At 60.6% G+C, this 20,831-nt stretch carries 19 protein-coding genes; 5 read left to right on the forward strand and 14 right to left on the reverse strand.

All coding sequences use genetic code 11. The features are described 5' to 3' along the window. The first annotated feature begins 32 nt into the window (after positions 1-32). The 4 genes from AWB64_RS26435 (at position 33) to yacG (ending at position 2,733) form a co-directional block, all read left to right on the forward strand. A complete protein-coding gene (locus AWB64_RS26435) occupies positions 33-932 on the forward strand; it encodes a prepilin peptidase (protein ID WP_060858370.1) in 900 nt (299 codons plus the stop codon). Positions 933-948: 16 nt separating this feature from the next. After that, positions 949-1,572, forward strand: a complete 624-nt coding sequence (gene coaE, locus AWB64_RS26440) for a dephospho-CoA kinase (protein ID WP_060858371.1) — start codon at positions 949-951, stop codon at positions 1,570-1,572. Positions 1,573-1,728: 156 nt separating this feature from the next. Beyond that, complete coding sequence (gene zapD / locus AWB64_RS26445) at positions 1,729-2,484, forward strand: cell division protein ZapD (protein WP_060858372.1); 756 nt, start codon at positions 1,729-1,731, stop codon at positions 2,482-2,484. A 57-nt stretch (positions 2,485-2,541) separates the two neighbouring features. Next, positions 2,542-2,733, forward strand: a complete 192-nt coding sequence (gene yacG / locus AWB64_RS31170; protein WP_075643361.1) for a DNA gyrase inhibitor YacG — start codon at positions 2,542-2,544, stop codon at positions 2,731-2,733. A gap of 18 nt (positions 2,734-2,751) precedes the next feature. On the opposite strand, the gene AWB64_RS26450 is transcribed toward yacG, so the two are convergent. The 4 genes from AWB64_RS26450 to secA form a co-directional block, all read right to left on the reverse strand. Next, positions 2,752-3,189, reverse strand: a complete 438-nt coding sequence (locus AWB64_RS26450; protein ID WP_060858373.1) for an NUDIX domain-containing protein — start codon at positions 3,187-3,189, stop codon at positions 2,752-2,754. Next, positions 3,186-4,049, reverse strand: coding sequence for an ATP-binding protein (locus AWB64_RS26455; protein WP_060858374.1), 864 nt, complete (start codon positions 4,047-4,049; stop codon positions 3,186-3,188). The genes AWB64_RS26450 and AWB64_RS26455 overlap by 4 nt, the downstream gene beginning before the upstream one ends. A gap of 15 nt (positions 4,050-4,064) precedes the next feature. Then, positions 4,065-5,306: a bifunctional glutamate N-acetyltransferase/amino-acid acetyltransferase ArgJ gene (gene argJ / locus AWB64_RS26460; RefSeq protein ID WP_060858375.1), complete on the reverse strand. Its 1,242-nt coding sequence runs from the start codon at positions 5,304-5,306 to the stop codon at positions 4,065-4,067. Positions 5,307-5,506: 200 nt separating this feature from the next. Further along, complete coding sequence (gene secA / locus AWB64_RS26465; protein WP_060858376.1) at positions 5,507-8,314, reverse strand: preprotein translocase subunit SecA; 2,808 nt, start codon at positions 8,312-8,314, stop codon at positions 5,507-5,509. A 261-nt stretch (positions 8,315-8,575) separates the two neighbouring features. On the opposite strand from secA, the gene AWB64_RS26470 reads away from it, so the two are divergent. Next, positions 8,576-9,067: a DciA family protein gene (locus AWB64_RS26470; RefSeq protein WP_060858377.1), complete on the forward strand. Its 492-nt coding sequence runs from the start codon at positions 8,576-8,578 to the stop codon at positions 9,065-9,067. A 49-nt stretch (positions 9,068-9,116) separates the two neighbouring features. On the opposite strand, the gene lpxC is transcribed toward AWB64_RS26470, so the two are convergent. The 10 genes from lpxC to murD all read right to left on the reverse strand — a co-directional run bounded on the left by lpxC (position 9,117) and on the right by murD (position 20,824). Then, positions 9,117-10,034 (reverse strand): UDP-3-O-acyl-N-acetylglucosamine deacetylase, encoded by a 918-nt coding sequence (lpxC, locus tag AWB64_RS26475; RefSeq protein ID WP_060858378.1) that lies wholly within the window; start codon positions 10,032-10,034, stop codon positions 9,117-9,119. 355 nt (positions 10,035-10,389) lie between these two features. After that, positions 10,390-10,893, reverse strand: coding sequence for a peroxiredoxin (locus AWB64_RS26480; RefSeq protein WP_060858379.1), 504 nt, complete (start codon positions 10,891-10,893; stop codon positions 10,390-10,392). Between the two features lie 262 nt (positions 10,894-11,155). Further along, entirely contained in the window at positions 11,156-12,349 is a 1,194-nt protein-coding gene (ftsZ, locus tag AWB64_RS26485; RefSeq protein ID WP_060858380.1) for a cell division protein FtsZ, read from the reverse strand. Positions 12,350-12,445: 96 nt separating this feature from the next. Further along, positions 12,446-13,678: a cell division protein FtsA gene (ftsA, locus tag AWB64_RS26490; RefSeq protein ID WP_031360698.1), complete on the reverse strand. Its 1,233-nt coding sequence runs from the start codon at positions 13,676-13,678 to the stop codon at positions 12,446-12,448. Positions 13,679-13,704: 26 nt separating this feature from the next. Continuing rightward, positions 13,705-14,457 (reverse strand): cell division protein FtsQ/DivIB, encoded by a 753-nt coding sequence (locus AWB64_RS26495; RefSeq protein ID WP_060858381.1) that lies wholly within the window; start codon positions 14,455-14,457, stop codon positions 13,705-13,707. Positions 14,458-14,480: 23 nt separating this feature from the next. After that, positions 14,481-15,428: a D-alanine--D-alanine ligase gene (locus AWB64_RS26500; RefSeq protein WP_374728650.1), complete on the reverse strand. Its 948-nt coding sequence runs from the start codon at positions 15,426-15,428 to the stop codon at positions 14,481-14,483. An 8-nt stretch (positions 15,429-15,436) separates the two neighbouring features. After that, entirely contained in the window at positions 15,437-16,849 is a 1,413-nt protein-coding gene (gene murC, locus AWB64_RS26505; protein WP_060858383.1) for a UDP-N-acetylmuramate--L-alanine ligase, read from the reverse strand. Further along, the gene (murG, locus tag AWB64_RS26510; protein WP_060858384.1) at positions 16,846-17,991 is read right to left on the reverse strand and encodes an undecaprenyldiphospho-muramoylpentapeptide beta-N-acetylglucosaminyltransferase; all 1,146 of its coding nucleotides are present in this window, start codon (positions 17,989-17,991) and stop codon (positions 16,846-16,848) included. The genes murC and murG overlap by 4 nt, the downstream gene beginning before the upstream one ends. Beyond that, on the reverse strand, positions 17,988-19,316 hold the full coding sequence (ftsW, locus tag AWB64_RS26515; protein ID WP_060858385.1) for a putative lipid II flippase FtsW: 1,329 nt from the start codon (positions 19,314-19,316) through the stop codon (positions 17,988-17,990). Before ftsW ends, murG begins: the two co-directional genes overlap by 4 nt. Further along, complete coding sequence (gene murD, locus AWB64_RS26520; protein ID WP_060858386.1) at positions 19,313-20,824, reverse strand: UDP-N-acetylmuramoyl-L-alanine--D-glutamate ligase; 1,512 nt, start codon at positions 20,822-20,824, stop codon at positions 19,313-19,315. Before murD ends, ftsW begins: the two co-directional genes overlap by 4 nt. Positions 20,825-20,831: the final 7 nt, after the last annotated feature.

Below are 20,831 nucleotides of genomic sequence, written 5' to 3' on the forward strand. Positions count from 1 at the left end.
AGGATCGCAGCCGAATTCAACCCAGGAGAGTCATGCATCCCTCGTATCAGGCGGAGTTTTCAGGCCGCTATCTCGACGCTTACGGTTCCGCTTTCGGCGCACTGCCGCTCGCGGCGCAGTATGGTTTCGCGATCGTGTTCGGGCTCGTGATCGGCAGCTTCCTGACCGTCGTCGTGCACAGGTTGCCGATCATGCTGGAACGCGCGTGGCGCGCGGAAGCCGCCATTGAAAGCGATTTAGAAGACAAGCCGGCGCAACGCTACAACCTTGCCGTGCCGCGTAGCGCCTGCCCGCATTGCGGCCATGTGCTGCGCCCCTGGGAGAACATTCCGGTCGTGAGTTATGTGCTGCTGCGTGGCCGTTGCGCCAAGTGCGGCGCGCGCGTGAGCGCACGCTATCCGCTGACGGAGCTTGCGACCGCGCTGCTCGCCGCGCTTTCGCTTTTTGCGTTCGGTCCAACATGGATCGCGCTCGCGGCGTTCGGCCTGTGCGCCACGTTGCTCGCCATGAGCCTGATCGACTTCGATACCCGCTATCTTCCCGACTCGCTCACGTTGCCGCTGCTGTGGGCAGGCCTGATTGTCAATCTCGACGACACAGCGTTCGTCCCGCTGCACGAAGCGGTGATCGGCGCGATCGCGGGTTATCTGTTTCTATGGTGCGTATATTGGCTGTTCCGGCTCGTACGCGGCGTAGAAGGAATGGGCTATGGCGATTTCAAGCTGCTCGCCGCGCTCGGCGCATGGCTAGGTTGGGAAGCGCTGCCGCAGATCGTGCTGGTATCGGCGCTTGCGGGCGCTGTCTTTGGACTCGTGGCTACCGGCATAGGCAAGATGCGTTTCGAGGAACCGCTTCCGTTCGGGCCATTTCTTGCAGCCGGTGGCGCAATCACGTTGTTCTTCGGCACGCCGTTCTACACGCTGTTCGGATAAAGAGAGGAGTCGCGAGATGTTCAGCATCGGCTTGACGGGCGGGATTGGTAGCGGCAAGACGACCGTGGCGGATATGTTCGCGGCGCACGGAGTCGCGATCATCGATTCCGACGTGATCGCGCATCGGATCACAGCACCCGGAGGCGTCGCCATGCCGCTGATCGAAAGTGCGTTCGGCCCTGAGTTTGTCGCCGCCGATGGCTCCATGGATCGCGCGAAGATGCGTGCCCGCGTATTCACCGATCCCGCCGCGAAAGCCCAGCTCGAATCCATCACGCATCCGCTGATCCGCGCAGAAAGCGAGCGGCAGCGCAGCGAAGCGCCCGGTGCGTATCACATCGTCGTGGTGCCGTTGCTGATCGAAGCGGGAGCGCGGGCCAGACACGTCGACCGGATTCTCGTTGTCGATTGCCCCGTGGAAACTCAGATCGAACGCGTGATCCAGCGTAATGGCTTCGAGCGGGAACAGGTCGAAGCCATCATCGCCCGTCAGGCAACGCGGGAAGCACGGCTCGCTGCGGCTGACGACGTCGTGGTCAACGACTGCGCTGCCACGCTGGAAAAATTGCAGCGCGAGGTCGACGTTTTGCATGGGCGCTATATCGAGATGGCAGCGCGGGCGAGCAAGCCGCGTTCCTAGCAAGTGCATGCAACGCGTTCGAATTCCTCATCATCGGCGCTGAAAACGGGCATCGGATGCGATTCAACGTGGAGATTTGCCTGGGGTTTGATGCGGCATTAGAATGTCCTCACTTTCTGCAATCGAAACTTTCGACCCACGCCGAGGCGAGCGCGCTTGATCCTTTACGAGTACCCCTTCAACGAGCGAATCAGGACGCTGCTGCGTCTCGAAGATCTTTTCGAGCGCTTCACCTTCTTTCTGACTCAAGAAGACCCGCGCGAACACCACGCTGCTTTGACCACGCTGTTCGAGATTGCTGAAGTCGCGGGCCGTACGGACCTCAAGGCCGATCTGATGAAAGAGCTGGAGCGGCAACGCCAGACGCTCGCGCCGTTCCGGGGAAACCCCGGGATCGAGCAGGAGGCGCTGGAGTCGGTGCTCGGTGAGATCGAACAGACGCTGGCGGGACTTGGCCAGATGCAGGGCAAGACAGGCCAGCATCTCGCGGACAACGAATGGCTCGCCAGCATTCGCAGCAGGACGATCATTCCCGGAGGAACGTGCCGCTTCGATCTGCCGTCGTATTTTGCGTGGCAGCAATGCCCGGCCGAGCAGCGCCGCGGGGATATTGCGAAGTGGGTCACGCCCATGCTGCCTTTGCGTGACGCGGCCACCATCGTGCTGCGCCTCGCGCGCGAATCGGGGCAGGCATCGAAGGTAATGGCCATGCAGGGCAGCTATCAGCAGATGCTGTCGGGCCGGACATATCAACTGATGCAGGTCCGCGTGCCGTCGGATACGCGCCTGATTCCCGAGGCCAGCGCGAACAAATACATGCTTTGGGTACGCTTCACGGTGCAGGACGGTGACTTGAGGCCGCGTGCCGTCGACGCAGACATTCCATTTCACCTGACACTGTGCAGTCTTTAAATCGGGTTAAAAACCCTCATTTACTGAACTCAACCTTTATCAGATCCGCACTGCCTAATGACTACCATCGTTAAATGCCCGACTTGCGCAAAGGACGTACGCTGGGTTCCGGAAAGCCGGTTCCGCCCGTTTTGTTCAGACCGTTGCAAGCAAATCGATCTTGGTGCGTGGGCGACCGAGAAGTACAAGATCGGCGGCGGTCAGCAGGACACGCCGCCAGACGATGATTCTTATAGCGGCCTGAACTGATACCAGCGCACGAGCCGCTTAAACTGCTTCCGCCGCGAGCCATTCGAGCACTGGAATGGCTGCGGGCAGCAACGGCGCCACATCGGCGGGAAGATGCTGCCAGGCAAGCGCCTGACCTTCCCGGCCAGCCGGTTCACCGTTCCACGCCGTCACCTTGCAGAAGTAAAGCCGCACGTATGCGTGGGGATAGTCATGCTCCAGCGTCCGCCAGCGCTCGCAAGCAGTGACATCGATACCCAATTCCTCGTGCAACTCCCGCACGAGCGCTGCCTCAACGCTTTCGCCAGTCTCCAGCTTCCCGCCCGGAAACTCCCAGTAACCTTCGTACGGTTTGCCTTCCGGACGCTGCGCCAACAGGTAACGGCCGTCCGGCTGGACAAGCACGCCGACCGCCACGTCCGTAACCTTGCGCCCGTCAGGCGCCGTGCCCGAAGAACCCGCGTCCAGGAGGGTCATGCTTTGCGGCCCGAATAGTCGCGCGCGAATTGCCATGCCACGCGGCCTGAGCGCGAACCACGTTCCAGCGCCCAGACGAGCGCGTCGCCGCGCGCATTCGCGATCTCTTCTTCCTGGCAGCCAAAGTGCTTGAGCCAGTGCCCGACAATGGTCAGGTAATCGTCCTGCTTGAACGGGTAGAAGCTCACCCACAAGCCGAATCGCTCGGACAGCGAAATCTTTTCTTCAACCACTTCGCCCGGATGAATCTCGCCATCCGACGTGTGTTTGTAGGTCTCGTTGTCGCTCATGTATTCGGGCAGCAAATGGCGCCGGTTCGACGTGGCGTAGATCAGCACATTGTCCGATTGCGCCGAAATGGAGCCGTCGAGCGCCACCTTCAGCGCCTTGTAACCCGACTCGCCATCTTCGAACGAGAGGTCATCGCAGAAAACGATGAACCGCTCCGGCCGTGTGGAAATCAGGTCGACTATGTCGCCAAGATCGTGCAAATCGTCCTTATCGACTTCGATCAGACGCAAACCCTCGGACGCGTATGCGTTCAGGCACGCCTTGATCAGCGACGACTTGCCCGTTCCGCGCGCGCCCGTGAGCAACACGTTGTTCGCCGGCGCCCGGCGCACGAACTGCCGCGTGTTCTGCTCGATCAACTGCTTTTGGCGTTCGATATTGCAAAGATCATCGAGCGACAGCGCCGACAGGTTCGGCACCGGTTGCAAAAACCCGCGTCCCTGACGCTTGCGCCAGCGGAACGCCACGGCTTTATCCCAATCGATTTCAGGCGCGGCGGGCGGCAACATCCCTTCAACGCGCGCCAGGACTGCTTCGGCGCGCGTCAGAAATTGTTCGAGTTTATCCATGGAAAAGTTCGCGGTTCAGGAGCGATAGTCGGCATTGATACTGACGTAATCGTGCGAAAGATCGCACGTCCAGATGGTGGCGGCGGCCTGGCCGCGGCCGAGCAAGACGCGGATCGCGATCTCGCTTTTTTTCATCACGCGCTGGCCGTCTTCCTCGCGATAATCCGGATTCCGGCCGCCCTTTTTCGCGACGAGCACATCGTCCAGATACAGGTCGATCTTGTTCACGTCCAGGTCCGTCACGCCCGCATAGCCAATTGCCGCGAGAATCCGGCCGAGGTTGGGGTCCGAGGCGTAGAACGCGGTCTTGACCAGCGGCGAATGGCCAATAGCGTACGCGATCTGCCGGCATTCCGCTTCGTTCGTGCCGCCTTCCACGGTCACCGTCATGAACTTGGTTGCGCCTTCGCCGTCGCGCACGATCAATTGCGCAAGCTCCTGCGCCACCGATGTCACCGCGTCGCGCAAAGCGGCGTACGCCGCCGAATCCGTTGAATCGATCAAAGGCAATGTCGACTTGCCCGACGCGATCACGATGAAAGAATCGTTCGTGGAGGTATCGCCGTCGATGGTGATGCAGTTGAACGAGCGATCCGCGACGTGCTTGATCAGCGTGTCGAGCACGGACTGCGAAACGGCGGCGTCGCAGGCGAGGAAACCGAGCATGGTCGCCATGTTCGGCTTGATCATGCCGGCGCCCTTGCTGATGCCCGAGAGCGTGATCGTGTGACCATCGATCTGAACTTGGCGCGATGCCGCTTTCGGCAGCGTATCGGTCGTCATGATGGTTTGCGCCGCGTCGAACCAGTGAGCCACTTTCTGGTTGGCAAGTGCGGCAGGCAATCCAGCCTTCAACCGGTCGATGGGCAATGGCTCCAGAATCACGCCCGTAGAAAACGGCAGGATCTGCGCGGCGTCCAGACCGAGCAAAGCGGCCAGCGCCGTGCAGGTCTCGCGCGTGTGCGCCATGCCCGGTTCGCCGGTTCCCGCGTTCGCGTTGCCGGTATTCACGACCAGCGCGCGAATGCCCTTGCCACCCGCGCGCACCGCGTCCAGATGCTCGCGGCACACGGTTACAGGCGCCGCGCAAAAGCGGTTCAGGGTGAACACGCCGCCCACCGTCGCGCCTTCTTCAATCTGCACAACAAGCAGATCCTTGCGATTCGGTTTTCGGATATTCGCCTCGGCCCAGCCAAGCGTGACGCCGGCGACGGGATGCAGGTTGGCGGGATCGATCGAGGGAAAATTGACGGCCATGTTCGCGACTCGCTGAAAGTGGCGAGTGCCGGAGCGCAGGAAGCGCAACGACACGAAAGATGAATGAAACGGCGCCTGACTGATAAAAGACGGAAAAACAGACGCCGCGAAACGTAAAACCAATCTGCCAAAGACAAACGACGCATCACTGCGTCGCCTGTCCTGCATACATCAATTTGCCAAAGCGTTTAGACCGCCGATTATGCGAGCTTGCCGTGACAGTTTTTGTACTTCTTGCCGCTGCCGCACGGGCACGGGTCGTTGCGGCCGACTTTCGGGACGTCGTCGGTGGAAACGTGGGTTGCTACCGTGGTGTCGTCACCGTAGGCCATGGCCTGATTGACCATTTGTGTGGTGGCGTCGGCGGCGACCGCTGTGGCTGCGCTGCTGCCGTCAAAGTCGGCGTGCTGGAAGGACACGTTTTCCAGATGGCTGCCCTTCTCTTCGAACTGCTCGGCCGCTTCTTCGAGCTGTTCCGGCGACTGGATCTGTACGTTCATCACAACGCGCGTGACCTCTTGCTTCACCGAATCCAGCATGGCCGCAAACAGTTCGAACGCCTCGCGCTTGTATTCCTGCTTCGGGTTTTTCTGCGCGTAACCACGCAAATGAATGCCCTGACGCAGATGATCGAGCGCGGCGAGGTGCTCGCGCCAGCGGCTGTCAAGCGTCTGCAGCATGATCGAACGCTCGAACGCGCTGAACGATTCACGACCGACCAGCGCAACCTTCGCTTCATACGCTTCGTCGGCGGCGGCGACTACAGCTTCGAGAATCTCGTCGGCATCGATGGAATTCGACTCGTTGATCATCTCCTGAACCGCGAGATCGAGCGACCAGTCGTTACGCAGCGCTTCTTCGAGTTCCGGCGCGCTCCACTGCTCTTCAATGCTTCCGGCCGGCACATACGTGCGTGTCACTTCGGTGATCACGCTCTGGCGCATCGCGGTGATCGTCTCGGCAACATCGGTTGCTTCGAGCAATTCATTGCGCTGCTGATAAATCACCTTGCGCTGATCGTTCGATACATCGTCGTATTCGAGCAATTGCTTGCGGATATCGAAGTTACGCGCTTCGACCTTGCGCTGCGCCGATTCAATCGAACGCGTCACGATGCCCGCCTCAATTGCCTCGCCTTCCGGCATCTTCAGCCGATCCATGATGGAGCGCACGCGATCGCCGGCGAAAATGCGCAACAGCGGATCGTCCAGCGACAGATAGAAGCGCGACGAACCCGGATCGCCCTGACGCCCGGCGCGGCCGCGCAACTGGTTGTCTATACGACGCGATTCATGGCGTTCCGTACCCACAATATGCAACCCGCCCGCCGCCTTCACGCGATCATGCAGCGCTTGCCATTCGTCTTCCAGCGCCTTGATGCGGCGTTGTTTTTCGTCGTCCGACAACAATTCGTCGGCGAGAATGAACGACGACTGTTTCTCCACATTGCCACCCAGCACGATGTCCGTACCGCGGCCGGCCATGTTCGTGGCAATGGTCACGGCGCTCGGACGTCCCGCCTCGGCCACGATCGCGGCTTCGCGGGCATGCTGCTTGGCGTTCAGCACTTCGTGCTTGAGCCCGGCTTGCGTAAGCAGGCCAGAAAGCAGTTCCGATGCTTCAATGGAAGTCGTGCCGACCAGCACCGGCTGTCCGCGTTCGACGCAATCGCGGATATCGCGCGTGACGGCGTCGTAGCGTTCCTTGGCGGTCTTGTAAATCTGATCCTGCTTGTCGATACGCTTCGGCGGCCGGTTCGTCGGAATCACGACGGTTTCAAGGCCGTAGATTTCGTTGAATTCGTACGCTTCGGTATCGGCCGTTCCGGTCATGCCGGACAGCTTGGAATACATGCGGAAGAAGTTCTGGAACGTGATCGACGCAAGCGTCTGGTTCTCGTTCTGGATCTTGACGTGTTCCTTCGCTTCCACGGCCTGATGCAAGCCGTCCGACCAGCGGCGGCCGGTCATCATGCGCCCCGTAAACTCGTCTACGATCACGACTTCATTGCCCTGAACCACGTAATGCTGGTCGCGGAAGAACAGCGTATGCGCGCGCAACGCGGCATACACGTGGTGCATCAGCGTGATGTTCTGCGGCGCGTAAAGGCTTTCGCCTTCGCCAATAAGACCCCATTCGGCCAAAAGCCGCTCGGCTTTTTCGTGACCTTGTTCGGTCAGGAAAACCTGGCGCGCTTTTTCGTCGAGCGTGTAGTCGCCCGGTTTTTCGACACCCGAGCCGTCCGCTTTCTCTTCGCCGATCTGCTGCTCGAGCAGCGGCGGCAGCGCATTCATGCGCACGTAGAGTTCAGTGTGATCTTCGGCCTGGCCGGAAATGATCAGCGGCGTACGCGCTTCGTCGATAAGAATCGAATCCACTTCGTCGACGACCGCAAAATTCAGCGGCCGCTGCACGCGCGCCTGCGGCTCGTAGACCATGTTGTCGCGCAGGTAGTCGAAGCCGAACTCGTTGTTCGTGCCGTACGTGATGTCTGCGGCATAGGCTTCCTGCTTCTGCGCGTGTTCCATCTGCGACAGGTTGATGCCCCACGACAACCCGAGGAAGTTGTAGAGCTTGCCCATCCACTCGGCGTCGCGTTGCGCCAGGTAGTCGTTCACCGTCACGACGTGCACGCCGCGCCCGGACAACGCGTTCAGATACGCGGCCAGCGTGGCGACGAGCGTCTTGCCCTCGCCCGTGCGCATTTCCGCGATCTTGCCGTAGTGCAGCACCATACCGCCGATAAGCTGGACGTCGAAGTGCCGCATTTTCAGCACGCGCTTGCTCGCCTCGCGGCATACCGCGAACGCTTCGGGCAGCAACCGGTCGAGCGACTCTCCGCTCGCCACGCGCTGACGGAATTCTTCGGTCTTGGCGCGCAGTTGCTTGTCCGTGTACTGCTCGATCGTCGGCTCGAAAGCATTGATCGCCGCAACGGTCTTTTGGTATTGCTTGACTAGGCGCTGGTTGCGACTGCCAAAAAACTTTTGGAGGAAACCGGTGGTCATCGGATCAGTGTCTGCGTCGCGGTATCGGCTTGGAGCGCGCGGAGTGCGCCCCAGTCCGGGGAACCTCGGCGGCTTCAGTCCATGGTGAAATCGAATCGGGGATTTTAGCACGCGCCCCCGCTGTAGCCTGTGCCCGCATCTTTTGTGATAAAGCAACTAGCGCTACGTTCAAAGGCTTTGAAACGCCGGGCGCGCCCTCTTGCCGCACGCGGCGCGGCGTTACAATCCTCGCATCGCCGCCAAGCCTCCGCAGACACAACAATGAGCCGTTTCCCGCCAAATTCAAGGCCGCCTCCGCGTTTCGATCCACGCAAACCACAGGCGTTGTCCGATGTCCTGGGCCGCACCAGCGAATTTCTGGCGTTGCGCGCGGGCGTTGAGCAGATAACGGCGCTCCAGCGGGATTTGATGGCGCTGTTGCCGGATTATCTAGGCGCGAATGTGGAACCGGGCTTTATAAAGGATGGCGTGCTTTCGCTATTCGCCGGACATAATGCGCTGGCCGCGCGTTTGCGGCATATCGAGCCACGTCTTTTAATCGATTTGCAACAACGCGGATGGGCGGTCAATGCTTTAAAGATTCGCGTGCGTCCGCAAGCAATGAAAGAAGTCATTCCGCCAAAACAGGCACGCATGTCCGAAGCTGGCGCGAACGCGCTTCAAACACTGGCTGAAACCCTCGAACCATCGCCGCTTAAAGAAGCGCTCGCGAAAATGGCCGCGCGCCATCAGGCAAAAGCACAAAAAAAATGAGCGGCGCCCAAAGGCCACCGCTCATCTTCGTATTGATTCTTTAACTGCTTTATGCGAAAGCCGTTTGAGTATCGAAAGCAAAGCCGCGAGGCGCCGCCTGCTTATCTTCAAACGTCACGATCTCGTACGAGTCTTCGTGCGCCAGCAATTCACGCAGCAACATATTGTTCATTGCGTGACCGCCTTTATATGCTGCATAAGACGCCAGCAACGGATGACCAACCACATAAAGGTCACCGATTGCATCCAGCATCTTGTGCTTTACAAACTCGTCTTCATAACGCAAACCATCGTTATTCAGAATGCGATATTCGTCCAGGACAATCGCGTTATCCATGCTGCCGCCGCGCGCCAGTCCGAGTTCACGCATCATTTCTACTTCGTGTGCAAAACCAAATGTCCGCGCGCGTGCAATATCGCGGACATAGGAGGTATTGGCGAAATCGACTTCCAGCGCCTGACCGGTTTTATCGACTGCCGGGTGGCGGAAATCGATGGTGAACTTCAGTTTGAAGCCGAAATACGGATCGAGACGCGCGAATTTATCGCCGTCGCGGATTTCAACCGGCTTCGTCACCTTGATGAATTTCTTGGCCGTGTTCTGTTCTTCAATACCCGCCGATTGAATCAGAAACACGAATGAAGCAGCGCTGCCGTCCATGATCGGAATTTCTTCAGCCGTGACATCGACATACAGATTGTCGATACCCAAGCCCGCGCACGCCGACATCAAATGCTCGATGGTCGAAACACGCGCGCCGTCTTTCTGAAGGACAGAAGCCAGGCGCGTGTCGCCAATCGCCAACGCGGATGCGGGAATATCGACCGGCTCAGGCAAGTCGATACGCGCAAAAACAATCCCGGTATTCGCCGGTGCGGGACGAAGCGTCAAATCCACTTTGCGGCCGGAATGCAGGCCGATCCCGACGGTTTTGACGATGCTTTTAATGGTTCGCTGCTTCAACATGATTTTTTTCGCTTCGATTGCGACTCTCCATTGAGAGAATCAATCGTGAATTTGTATTCGATAGCACGAAGTATACTCCAATCCCTTCGCGTCGTCCCGAGCGGGAGCACTGCAACTTGTTTCTCCCCGTTACTGCTTAAGCCCGGTACGCGAAAACCAGATTCACGCGAAAGCAAATAGGGTCGGGCCGATGCCCGGAATGGAGGCATTCCCGGGCATCGGCGCCGTGTTACGGCTTTGTTGCGACTTTGTTATGCGGCATTACGGAGGTCGCGCGATGGCGTTATCTTCTGTTGCGGCAATGCAACAAACGCCGGGCAATCAACCGCCAGCACAACATTGTTAAAACACATCATTAGCCCAGCGTCGCCAGAACGCTTTCAGCGCTGCTGACTTCAAACTTGCCGAGTGCTTCGACATTCAGCGTCTTGACCACGCTGTCTTCGACCACCATGGCATAGCGCTGGGAGCGAATTCCCATGCCACGCTCCGACAAATCCTGATCGAGGCCGAGTGCTCGAGTAAAACGCGCGCTGCCGTCGGCGATCATCTTCACCTTGCCCGAGGTTTGAAGATCGCGTCCCCACGCGTTCATGACGAACGCGTCGTTGACGGAGACACACCAGATTTCATCGATACCCGCCGCGGCCAGTTTCTCCGCATTCTCGATAAAACCCGGCACGTGCCTGGCGGAACAGGTGGGCGTGAACGCGCCCGGCAATCCGAAGATCACCACGCGCTTGCCCGCCGTCCGCTCGCGCACCGCGAAACCGTTGGGTCCCACGGCGCAGCCTTCCGTCGCCACGTCGATAAATTCGTAGAGGCGTTCGTCGGGCAGCGTTTCACCTGTCTTGATCATTGATCGGCCTTTCCCTGAGTCAGTGCTGAACACGCCAGCGATTCAAACCTTATTCATCACACGAGACGCTTGTCCTGCCACCGCCTGACGCGTCGATCTCATCCAAATATAGACGATGATGATGCACGTTATTGAAGCGGTCACGCCGCCACAGTCCAGCATCACGAAGACGCGGCCTGAAACGAACGCAGAACAACCCTTCTTCCTGAAACTTTTGCCTGCGGGCGCTTACATCGGAACAGTACGCCCAGGCTTTAAAGCATCAGTCGGCTTGCTTGCGCAGAAACGCCGGAATGTCGTACGTATCCACACCCTTTTCCTGCAGCGCCTGCACGTGCGAAGCCGCGGTTTCACGCGACGAACGCCACACCGCCGGCGTATCCAGCGCGCCGTAATCCGTGCCGTTCGACTGCTGCGGCGCATAGCTGTGCTGTGCGTGTGCAATCGGTGCATTGTCCGTGCCGGTGCGCAGCAGGGTCATCGGTGCAGCTTGTTGCTTCTTCGCAGCACGGCCCAGGCCGGTTGCCACGACCGTCACGCGCAATGCATCGCCCATGGCGTCGTCGTACACCGCGCCGAAGATCACGGTCGCGTCTTCCGCTGCGTACGACTTGATCGTGTTCATCACTTCACGCGTTTCCGACAAACGCAGCGACCGGCTCGACGTGATATTCACCAGCACGCCACGCGCGCCCGACAGGTCCACGCCTTCGAGAAGCGGGCTTGCAACCGCCTGTTCCGCAGCAAGACGCGCGCGATCGACGCCGGCAACCGTCGCCGTGCCCATCATTGCCTTGCCTTGCTCGCCCATCACCGTCTTCACGTCTTCGAAGTCGACGTTGACCAGCCCGTCGACGTTGATGATTTCCGCGATACCGGCAACAGCGTTGTTCAATACGTCGTCAGCGCACTGGAAGCACTTGTCCATCTCGGCGTCGTCGCCCATCACCTCGAACAGCTTGTCGTTCAGAACGACGATCAGCGAGTCGACGTGATCCTCCAGTTGCTGCGATCCAGCTTCGGCCACGCGCATGCGGCGGCCACCTTCAAATTCGAACGGCTTGCTGACTACACCAACGGTGAGAATGCCCATTTCCTTCGCGATCTGAGCTACGACCGGCGCTGCACCCGTACCCGTGCCGCCACCCATGCCCGCAGTGATGAACACCATGTGCGCGCCGCGCAAAGCATCGGCGATACGCTCGCGCGCATCTTCCGCGGCGGCGCGGCCCATGTCCGGCTTGGCGCCAGCGCCCAGACCCGTGTTGCCCAACTGGATTACCGACGAAGCACGCGAACGCGCGAGCGCCTGCGCATCCGTATTCATGACGATGAAATCCACGCCCTGCACGCCGCGGTTGATCATGTGCTGAACTGCATTACCGCCTGCGCCACCAACACCGACGACCTTGATGATCGTTCCGTTGGTTTCCGTTTCCAGCATTTCGAAATCCATATTGCCTCCGTCAAGAATGAAAATCGGCGTTATTCGGCAAGAGATCGGGCAACCTCTTGTCGCGCGCCAGCCGCCGGCACCAGCGCGAATTCGTATTTAGAAATTCCCAAGGAACCAGTCTTTCATGCGTCCCAAAACCTGTCCCATCGATCCGGATTGCACCGCGACCTTGCGGCCGCGCATGCGTTGCGAACGGCCTTCGACGAGCAAACCCATCGCCGTGGAATAACGCGGATTGCGAACCACGTCCGCGAGACCGCCCGCGTATTCCGGCACGCCGATGCGCACCGGCTTGAGGAAAATGTCTTCGCCGAGTTCGACCATGCCGGGCATCATCGACGCGCCGCCGGTCAGCACCACGCCGCTGCTGAGCAATTCTTCGTAACCCGATTCGCGCACCACTTGCTGCACGAGCGAGAAGAGTTCTTCCACGCGCGGCTCCACGACCGCAGCCAGCGCCTGGCGCGACAACGTGCGCGGACCACGCTCGCCGAGTCCCGGCACTTCGATCATTTCGTCCGGATCGGCCAGCGCCTGCTTCGCGATCCCGTAGCTCACCTTGATATCTTCTGCATCGGGCGTCGGCGTGCGCAAGGCCATGGCCACGTCGCTCGTGATCTGATCGCCCGCGATGGGAATCACCGCCGTATGACGAATCGCGCCTTCGCTGAAAATGGCGATATCCGTGGTGCCGCCGCCGATATCGACCAGCACCACGCCGAGTTCCTTTTCGTCTTCCGTCAGCACCGCGAGCGACGAAGCCAGCGGCTGCAGGATCAGGTCGTTCACTTCGAGCCCGCAGCGGCGCACGCACTTCACAATGTTCTGCGCCGCGCTCACCGCGCCCGTCACGATATGCACCTTCACTTCCAGCCGGATGCCGCTCATGCCGATCGGCTCGCGCACATCTTCCTGACCGTCGATGATGAATTCCTGCGTGAGGATATGCAGCACTTGCTGATCGGTCGGGATGTTGATCGCCTTGGCCGTTTCGATCACGCGCGCCACGTCGGTCTGCGTGACTTCCTTGTCCTTGATCGCGACCATTCCGCTCGAATTGAAGCTGCGAATGTGGCTGCCGGCAATGCCGGTAAATACATTCGTGATCTTGCAGTCGGCCATCAATTCGGCTTCCTCGAGCGCGCGCTGGATCGACTGGACCGTCGCCTCGATGTTGACGACAACGCCCTTCTTCAATCCCTTCGAGTCGCTCTGTCCGAGCCCGATCACCTCGTAGTGGCCTTCGCCCTTCAACTCGGCGACGATCGCCACCACCTTCGACGTCCCGATGTCGAGGGCGACCAGCAAGTCTTTGTAGTCTTTGCTCATAGCGTGCTCATTGCCTGTGATGTCCCTTACTTCTTCGCTTTGTCGGTGTCGCTGATGAAGCGCATGCCGGCGGCCTTGATTGCGAAGCCGTTCGGATAGCGCAAATCCGCGTACTCGATGTCATTTCCCCACCGCCCCGTCACCGACGTCCACGCAGCCACGAAGCGTTTGCTGCGATCGAACAACGTGTCCTGATTGCGCTCGCGCCCCAATTCGATCTGCGTGCCGTTGGAAAGCTTCACTGTCCACGCATATCGCGGCGACAAGATGACTTCTTCCGGATGCGCGTCGAGCGGCGCAAACCACTTCTCGAAATCGTGATACCGCGCGACCACTTCCTTCGCCGATCCATCCGGCCCTTCGAACGCGGGCAGGTCGTCGTCGAGTTCACCCTGGTTCGCCGTGAACAGGTCGCCGTCCACGCTCACCAGTTGATCGGTGCCCCACGTACCGAGCGGCTTGAATTCTTCCAGCGTCACGGCCAGCGCATTCGGCCACACGCGACGCACGCTCGCGTGACGCACCCACGGCATTTGTTCGAACGCGGCGCGCGCTGCGTCCAGATCCACGGTGAAGAAGTTGCCCTTCAAATGCCCGACCACGCTTGCCCTCACGGTCGGCGAATTGATGTGCAGCGTGTCGCCGTCGATCTGGATTTCGCGCAGACGAAACTCGGGCCGCTGGATCGCCCAGTAACCGGCGGCACCGAGCAACACGAACACGAGCAATACGTGCAGTGCGTTAGCCGTGAAGTTCATCTGGCGAGCGTTATTCCACATGTTCTGTACGTCTCGGTTCCGTCTCAATCCCGCAATGTCAGCGACAACACCTTCACCACCAGTTCCGTGTAGCTGATCCCGACCGCGCGCGCCGCTTTCGGCGGCAGCGAGTGGTCGGTCATGCCCGGCGCCGTGTTCACTTCAAGGAAATACGGATTGCCGTCGCCGTCCATCATGAAGTCGGCGCGGCCCCAATCCGTGCAGCCGAGCACATCGAAAGCGCGGCGTGAAAGCTGTTTCATGCGCGCTTCGTCGGCGGGAGTCAGGCCGCAGGGAATCGGGTACTGCGTGTCGTCGGCGATGTACTTCGCGTTGTAGTCGTAGAACTCGCCGGCCGGCACGATCTTGATGATCGGCAGGTCCAGGTCGCCCGCGATACAGCACGTGTATTCGCCGCCGCCTTCAATGCTTTTTTCGACCAGCACGATCTTGTCGAACTTCGCCGCTTCAATCAGCGCCGGCACCAGCGTTTCCGCGCTCTTCACCTTGATCACGGCAACGCTCGAACCTTCGCTCGCCGGCTTCACGAAAAGCGGCAGGCCGAGCTTCGCAATGCTTCTTTGCGCCGCGGCTTCGTAGTCGTCGCCGCGCATCACGACTTCGAACGGCGGCGTGGGCACGCCCGTTTGCTGCCACACGAGCTTGGTGCGGAATTTATCGAGGCCGAGCGCCGAACCCAGCACGCCGCTGCCCGTGTATTTGATGCCGTAGAAATCGAGCGCGCCCTGCAACTGGCCGTTCTCGCCATAACCGCCATGCAGCGCAATAAACACACGCGCAAAACCATCCGACTTCAATTCGGCGAGCGGCCGCTCGGCTGGATCGAACGGATGTGCGTCGATGCCCGCATCGCGCAATCCCTGCAGCACGAGACGCCCCGAATTCAGCGATACCTCGCGCTCAGCCGTTTCCCCGCCAAGCAGCACGGCGACTTTGCCAAACGCCTTCGGGTCGATTGCGGTCGTGCTCACGTTACTTGTCATTTCAAAACCTTCGAATCCTGAACTTGCGCGGTCAAACGGCCGCACACGCCGCCGATAGAACCCGCGCCCATCGTTATCACTACGTCGCCGTTGCGTGCCAGCGTGGCAATCGCGTCCGGCATCTCATCCACGGTATCCACGAACACCGGTTCCACTTTTCCCGCGACGCGAATGGCGCGGGCGAGCGCGCGGCCATCGGCGGCGACGATCGGCGCTTCGCCTGCTGCATACACTTCGGTGAGCACGAGCGCATCGACGGTCGACAACACGCGCACGAAATCCTCGAAGCAATCGCGCGTGCGCGTGAAGCGATGCGGCTGGAAGGCGAGCACGAGGCGTCGATCAGGAAACGCGCCGCGCGCGGCTGCAACCGTTGCGGCCATCTCGACCGGGTGATGACCGTAGTCATCGATCAATGTGTACGCGCCGCCATCCGACGACTTGACCTTCACTTCGCCATAGCGCTGGAAGCGCCGGCCCACGCCTGTAAACTCCTGCAATGCCCTCTGGATATCGGCATCGGCGACTTCAAGTTCAGTCGCAATTGCAATGGCGGCCAACGCGTTCTGCACGTTGTGCGTGCCGGGCAGATTCAACACGATGTCCAGGGGCGTCGCGTCTTCGCGCAACGTCGTGAAATGCATCCTGCCGTCGCGTGCTTCAACGTTCACCGCGCGCACTTGCGCTTCGGCGCCGAGGCCGTATCGAATGATCGGCTTCGAGACAAACGGCAGGATTTCGCGCACGTTCGGATCGTCCACGCACAGCACCGCGATCCCGTAGAACGGCAGCCGGTGCGTGAACTCGATAAACGCCTGCTTCAGCCGCGCGAAGTCGTGGCCGTATGTATCCATATGATCGGCATCGATATTCGTGATGACTTCGATCACCGGGAAAAGATTGAGGAACGACGCGTCCGATTCGTCGGCTTCAGCCACGATGAAATCGCCCGTACCCAGCCGCGCATTCGCGCCCGCGCTAATCAGGCGGCCACCGATCACGAAGGTCGGATCAAGGCCACCCGCCGCCAGCACGCTTGCGACCAGCGACGTGGTCGTGGTCTTGCCGTGCGTGCCTGCAATCGCAATGCCCTGCTTGAGCCGCATCAGTTCGGCGAGCATCACGGCGCGCGGCACGATCGGAATCCGGCGATGCCGCGCCGCGAGCACTTCGGGGTTATCGGAGCGAACGGCGGTCGACACGACCACGGCATTCGCGCCATCGATATTTTCTTCACGATGCCCAATCGCCACGCGCGCGCCCAGCGTGCTCAACCGGTCGGTCACCGCATTGCTCGAGAGGTCCGAGCCGCTGACCTGATAACCGAGGTTGAGCAGCACCTCGGCAATGCCGCTCATTCCCGCCCCGCCAATGCCGACGAAATGAATGTGTTTGACGATATGTTTCATGGCTGGATTTCCTTCGGCGCTTGTATCAGCGCGCTCAAGCCGGCTACATCGGCGCAGACCCGGCCAACGCGTTCGGTTGCGTCGGGCTTCGCCAGCGCGCGTGCTTTCTGCGCCATCTGGCTGAGCGTCTCGCGGGTCTGCTCGCGCAACCAGCCGGCAAGCTTTTCCGCCGACAAATCGCGCTGTTGTATCAAGTGAGCCGCGCCCTCGTTGGCGAGGAACGCGGCGTTGGTTGTCTGGTGGTCATCGACGGCGAAGGGGAACGGCACGAACAACGCCGCCACGCCAACCGCCGCGATTTCCGATACGGTCATCGCGCCCGAGCGGCAGATCACGAGATCGGCGCGGGCATACGCGCTCGCCATATCGTCGATAAACGCAACCAGTTGCACGTCTTCTTCCGAGGTCAAGCCCGCTGCCGCGTAGTTCGCCTTCAATGCATCGATATGCTTGGCGCCCGCCTGATGCACGACGTAAGGACGCGTGGCAGGATCGAGCAGCGCAAGCGCTTTTGGTACGGTTTCATTCAAAGCGGCTGCACCCAGGCTTCCCCCGACAACCAGAACATTGAGACGCGCTTTCGAATCCGAATTACGCGCGGCGTAGCGTTCTTTGGGTGACAGAGTCTCAGCAAGTTCCGCACGAATTGGATTTCCGGTCCATTCGGCGTTCGGCAGCGCGTTCGGGAACGCGACCAGCACGCGCTTGGCAATGTGCGCGAGCACCTTGTTCGCAAGTCCCGCGATGGAATTCTGTTCATGCAGCACGAGCGGCGTACCGCTCAGCTTCGACATCAAACCTGCCGGGAACGTGATGTATCCGCCCATGCCGAGCACAACGTCAGGCTTCACCGTGCGCAGCGCGCGCAGGCTCTGCGAGCAGGCGCGCAGCAGGTTCACCGGCAGCATCAGCTTCGTCTGGAGACCTTTGCCGCGCACGCCGCCGAAGCGCACGTATTCCATCGCAATGCCGTGCTTTGGCACGAGCGTTGCCTCCATGCCCGCCGCGTTGCCGAGCCACACCACGCGCCAGCCGCGCGCCTGCATCCAGTGAGCGACCGCGAGCCCCGGGAACACATGTCCCCCGGTGCCGCCGGCCATCACCATCAGCGTGCCTGCGCGAGTTGACGCCGGTGCCGTCATACCTTGCCTCCCCGCATCAACACGCGATTTTCGTAGTCCACGCGCATCAGTACCGCGAGCGCGATGCAGTTCAGCAGGATGCCGGAGCCGCCGTAGCTCACGAGCGGTAACGTCAGACCTTTGGTCGGCAGAAGTCCGAGATTCACGCCCATGTTGATGAAGGTCTGCGCACCGAACCACAAGCCGATTCCCTTCGCCATCAAACCGGCAAACGTACGATCGAGCGCGAGTGCCTGACGTCCGATTTCGAACGCGCGGCGCACGATCCAGTAGAACAGCAGGATCACGACGATCACGCCAACGAACCCAAGCTCTTCGCCAATCACCGCGAGGATGAAGTCGGTATGCGCTTCTGGAAGATAGTTGAGCTTCTCGACGCTGCCGCCCAAACCCACGCCAAACCATTCGCCGCGGCCGAACGCGATCAGCGAGTGCGTCAACTGATACGCCTTGCCTTGCGCATAACGATCGTCCCATGGATCGAGATACGCGAAGATCCGTTCGCGACGCCATGGCGACGCCCACACGAGCAACGCGAACGTGCCGACCGCGGTCGCGACCAGTCCGCCGAACAACTTGGCGTTCACGCCGCCGAGGAACAGCACGCCCATTGCAATGCACGCGATCACCATGAACGCGCCCATGTCCGGTTCGAGCAGCAGCAAGGCGCCGACGAAGCCGACCGCAACCGCCATCGGCAGGAAGCCGCGGCCGATGCTGTGCATGAACTCCTGCTTGCGCACGGTGTAGTTCGCCGCGTAGATGGTCACGGCGAGCTTCATGATTTCCGATGGCTGCATGTTCGTGATGCCGAGTGGAATCCAGCGGCGCGCACCGTTCACGCCCTTGCCAATATGCGGAATCAGCACGATCACAAGCAGGAACAACGAAGCCAGGAAAAACTTCGCCGCGTATTTGTCCCACGTCGAAACTGGAATTTTGAACGCGATGATCGACGCGACAACGGCGGTCGCTATCGACACAAGATGGCGCACCAGGAAGAAGTAGTCGCGGTATTGCGCATACTTGGGCGAATCCGGCATGGCAATGGAAGCCGAATACACCATGACAATGCCCAGACCGAGCAACGCAATGGTCACCCACAAGAGCGAATAATCGTAGTCGAGCATGCGCGAGCGGGCCGGCTTCACGCCGTTGACCGCGCTCGAAATGCCGCTTGCGCGCTCGGCCACGCGTGCACCGATACCACCAAGCGCGCCCACGCCCGCCACCCGCGACGTGCGCCCGCCAAGGGACGCGCTGTCGTTCGCAACCGCGTTGCGTTGTCCCGTCAGCTTCGAGCCAAAACGTTCGGACCAGCTCATAGCATCACTCCCCGATCTGCCGCAATATCAGCCACCGCTTGCCGGAAAACATCCGCGCGATGTGCGTAGTTCTTGAACATGTCGAAACTCGCGCAAGCAGGCGACAACAACACGGCGTCGCCGGGTTGGGCCAGAAGCGCCGCCGCTTGCGTCGCGGCTTCGAGTGTTTCGTGGTCGTGCAGCGGCACGTTCGTATCCGCGAGCACTTCGCGAATACGCGGCGCGTCGCGGCCAATCAGCATGACGGCACGGCACCAGCGTGAAACGGGCGCTTCAAGCGGCGAAAAGTCCTGGCCCTTGCCATCGCCGCCCGCAATCAGCACGGACTTTTGCGCCAGCCCGTCCAGCGCCGCGACGGTCGCGCCAACGTTCGTGCCTTTGCTGTCATCGACGAAATCAACGCCGTCGATCTGCCCGATCACTTCCACGCGATGCGGCTCGCCCTTGTATTCCCGCAAGCCATGCAGCAGCGAAGCCAAAGGCAAATCCACCGCACGCGCCAGCGCCAGGGCGGCCAGCGCATTCGCGGCGTTGTGCAAACCGCGAACGCGCAGCGCGTCCACGGGCATCAGGCGCTTTGAATACACGTTCGGCTCGGCCGCGACTTCGCTTTTACGACGGCGCGTGGGCGCGGGTTCGTCGCTGAGATCGCGGTCGTGGCCTTGCGCGAGCCACGCGATACCGTTCTCGCGCAGCAAACCGTAGTCGCCAAGGCGCGCGGGTTCGTCGAGCCCGAACGTCACGTTCGCCGCCGGATTTCCCGATACCAGCTTCATAGTTCTGGCATCGTCACGATTCAGCACGCGCACCGTCTTTTCGCCGAAGATGCGGCCCTTCGCTGCAGCGTAGGCGTCGAGCCCGCCGTGCCAGTCCAGATGGTCCTGCGTGATATTCAGCACGGCAGCAGCGTCCGGTGCGAACGAGTGTGCCGTCTCAAGCTGAAAACTCGACAGCTCCAGCACCCAGACATCGGGCAGCGCGGTGTTGTCGATTGCTTCGCTGAGCTTGTCCAGCATGGCCGGGCTGATGTTTCCCGCCACCGCCACGGTCTTGCCGGCACGCTCGCACAACAACCCGGTCATGGCGGTCGTCGTGGTCTTGCCGTTGGTGCCCGTAATGGCGATCACCTTCGGCATGTAGCCGTTCGCGCCAAGCGACTTCAACGCTTGCGCGAACAATTCCAGCTCGCCCCACACAGGGACGCCGCGTTCCCGCGCGGCGTCGAGGAGCGGCCTCAAATCATCAGCCAGAGGCGACAGTCCCGGGCTGATTGCAACAATTTCGATACCGCCGTCGAGCAGCGCCGGCGTGAATTCACCGCCGACAAATTCCGCATCGATGCCATGCACGGCGAGCTCCGACAGGTTCGGCGGCGTGGCGCGGGTATCGGCCACGCGCAGACGGCACCCATGACGCGCGCACCAGCGCGTCATCGCGAGGCCGGATTCACCGAGCCCCAGCACAAGCACCATCGGACTCGGCCGATCGAAGAACTTCTCGCCAAACATCGCTTTA

The sequence above is a fragment of the Caballeronia sordidicola genome (assembly GCF_001544455.2).
GTDB lineage: Bacteria > Pseudomonadota > Gammaproteobacteria > Burkholderiales > Burkholderiaceae > Caballeronia > Caballeronia sordidicola.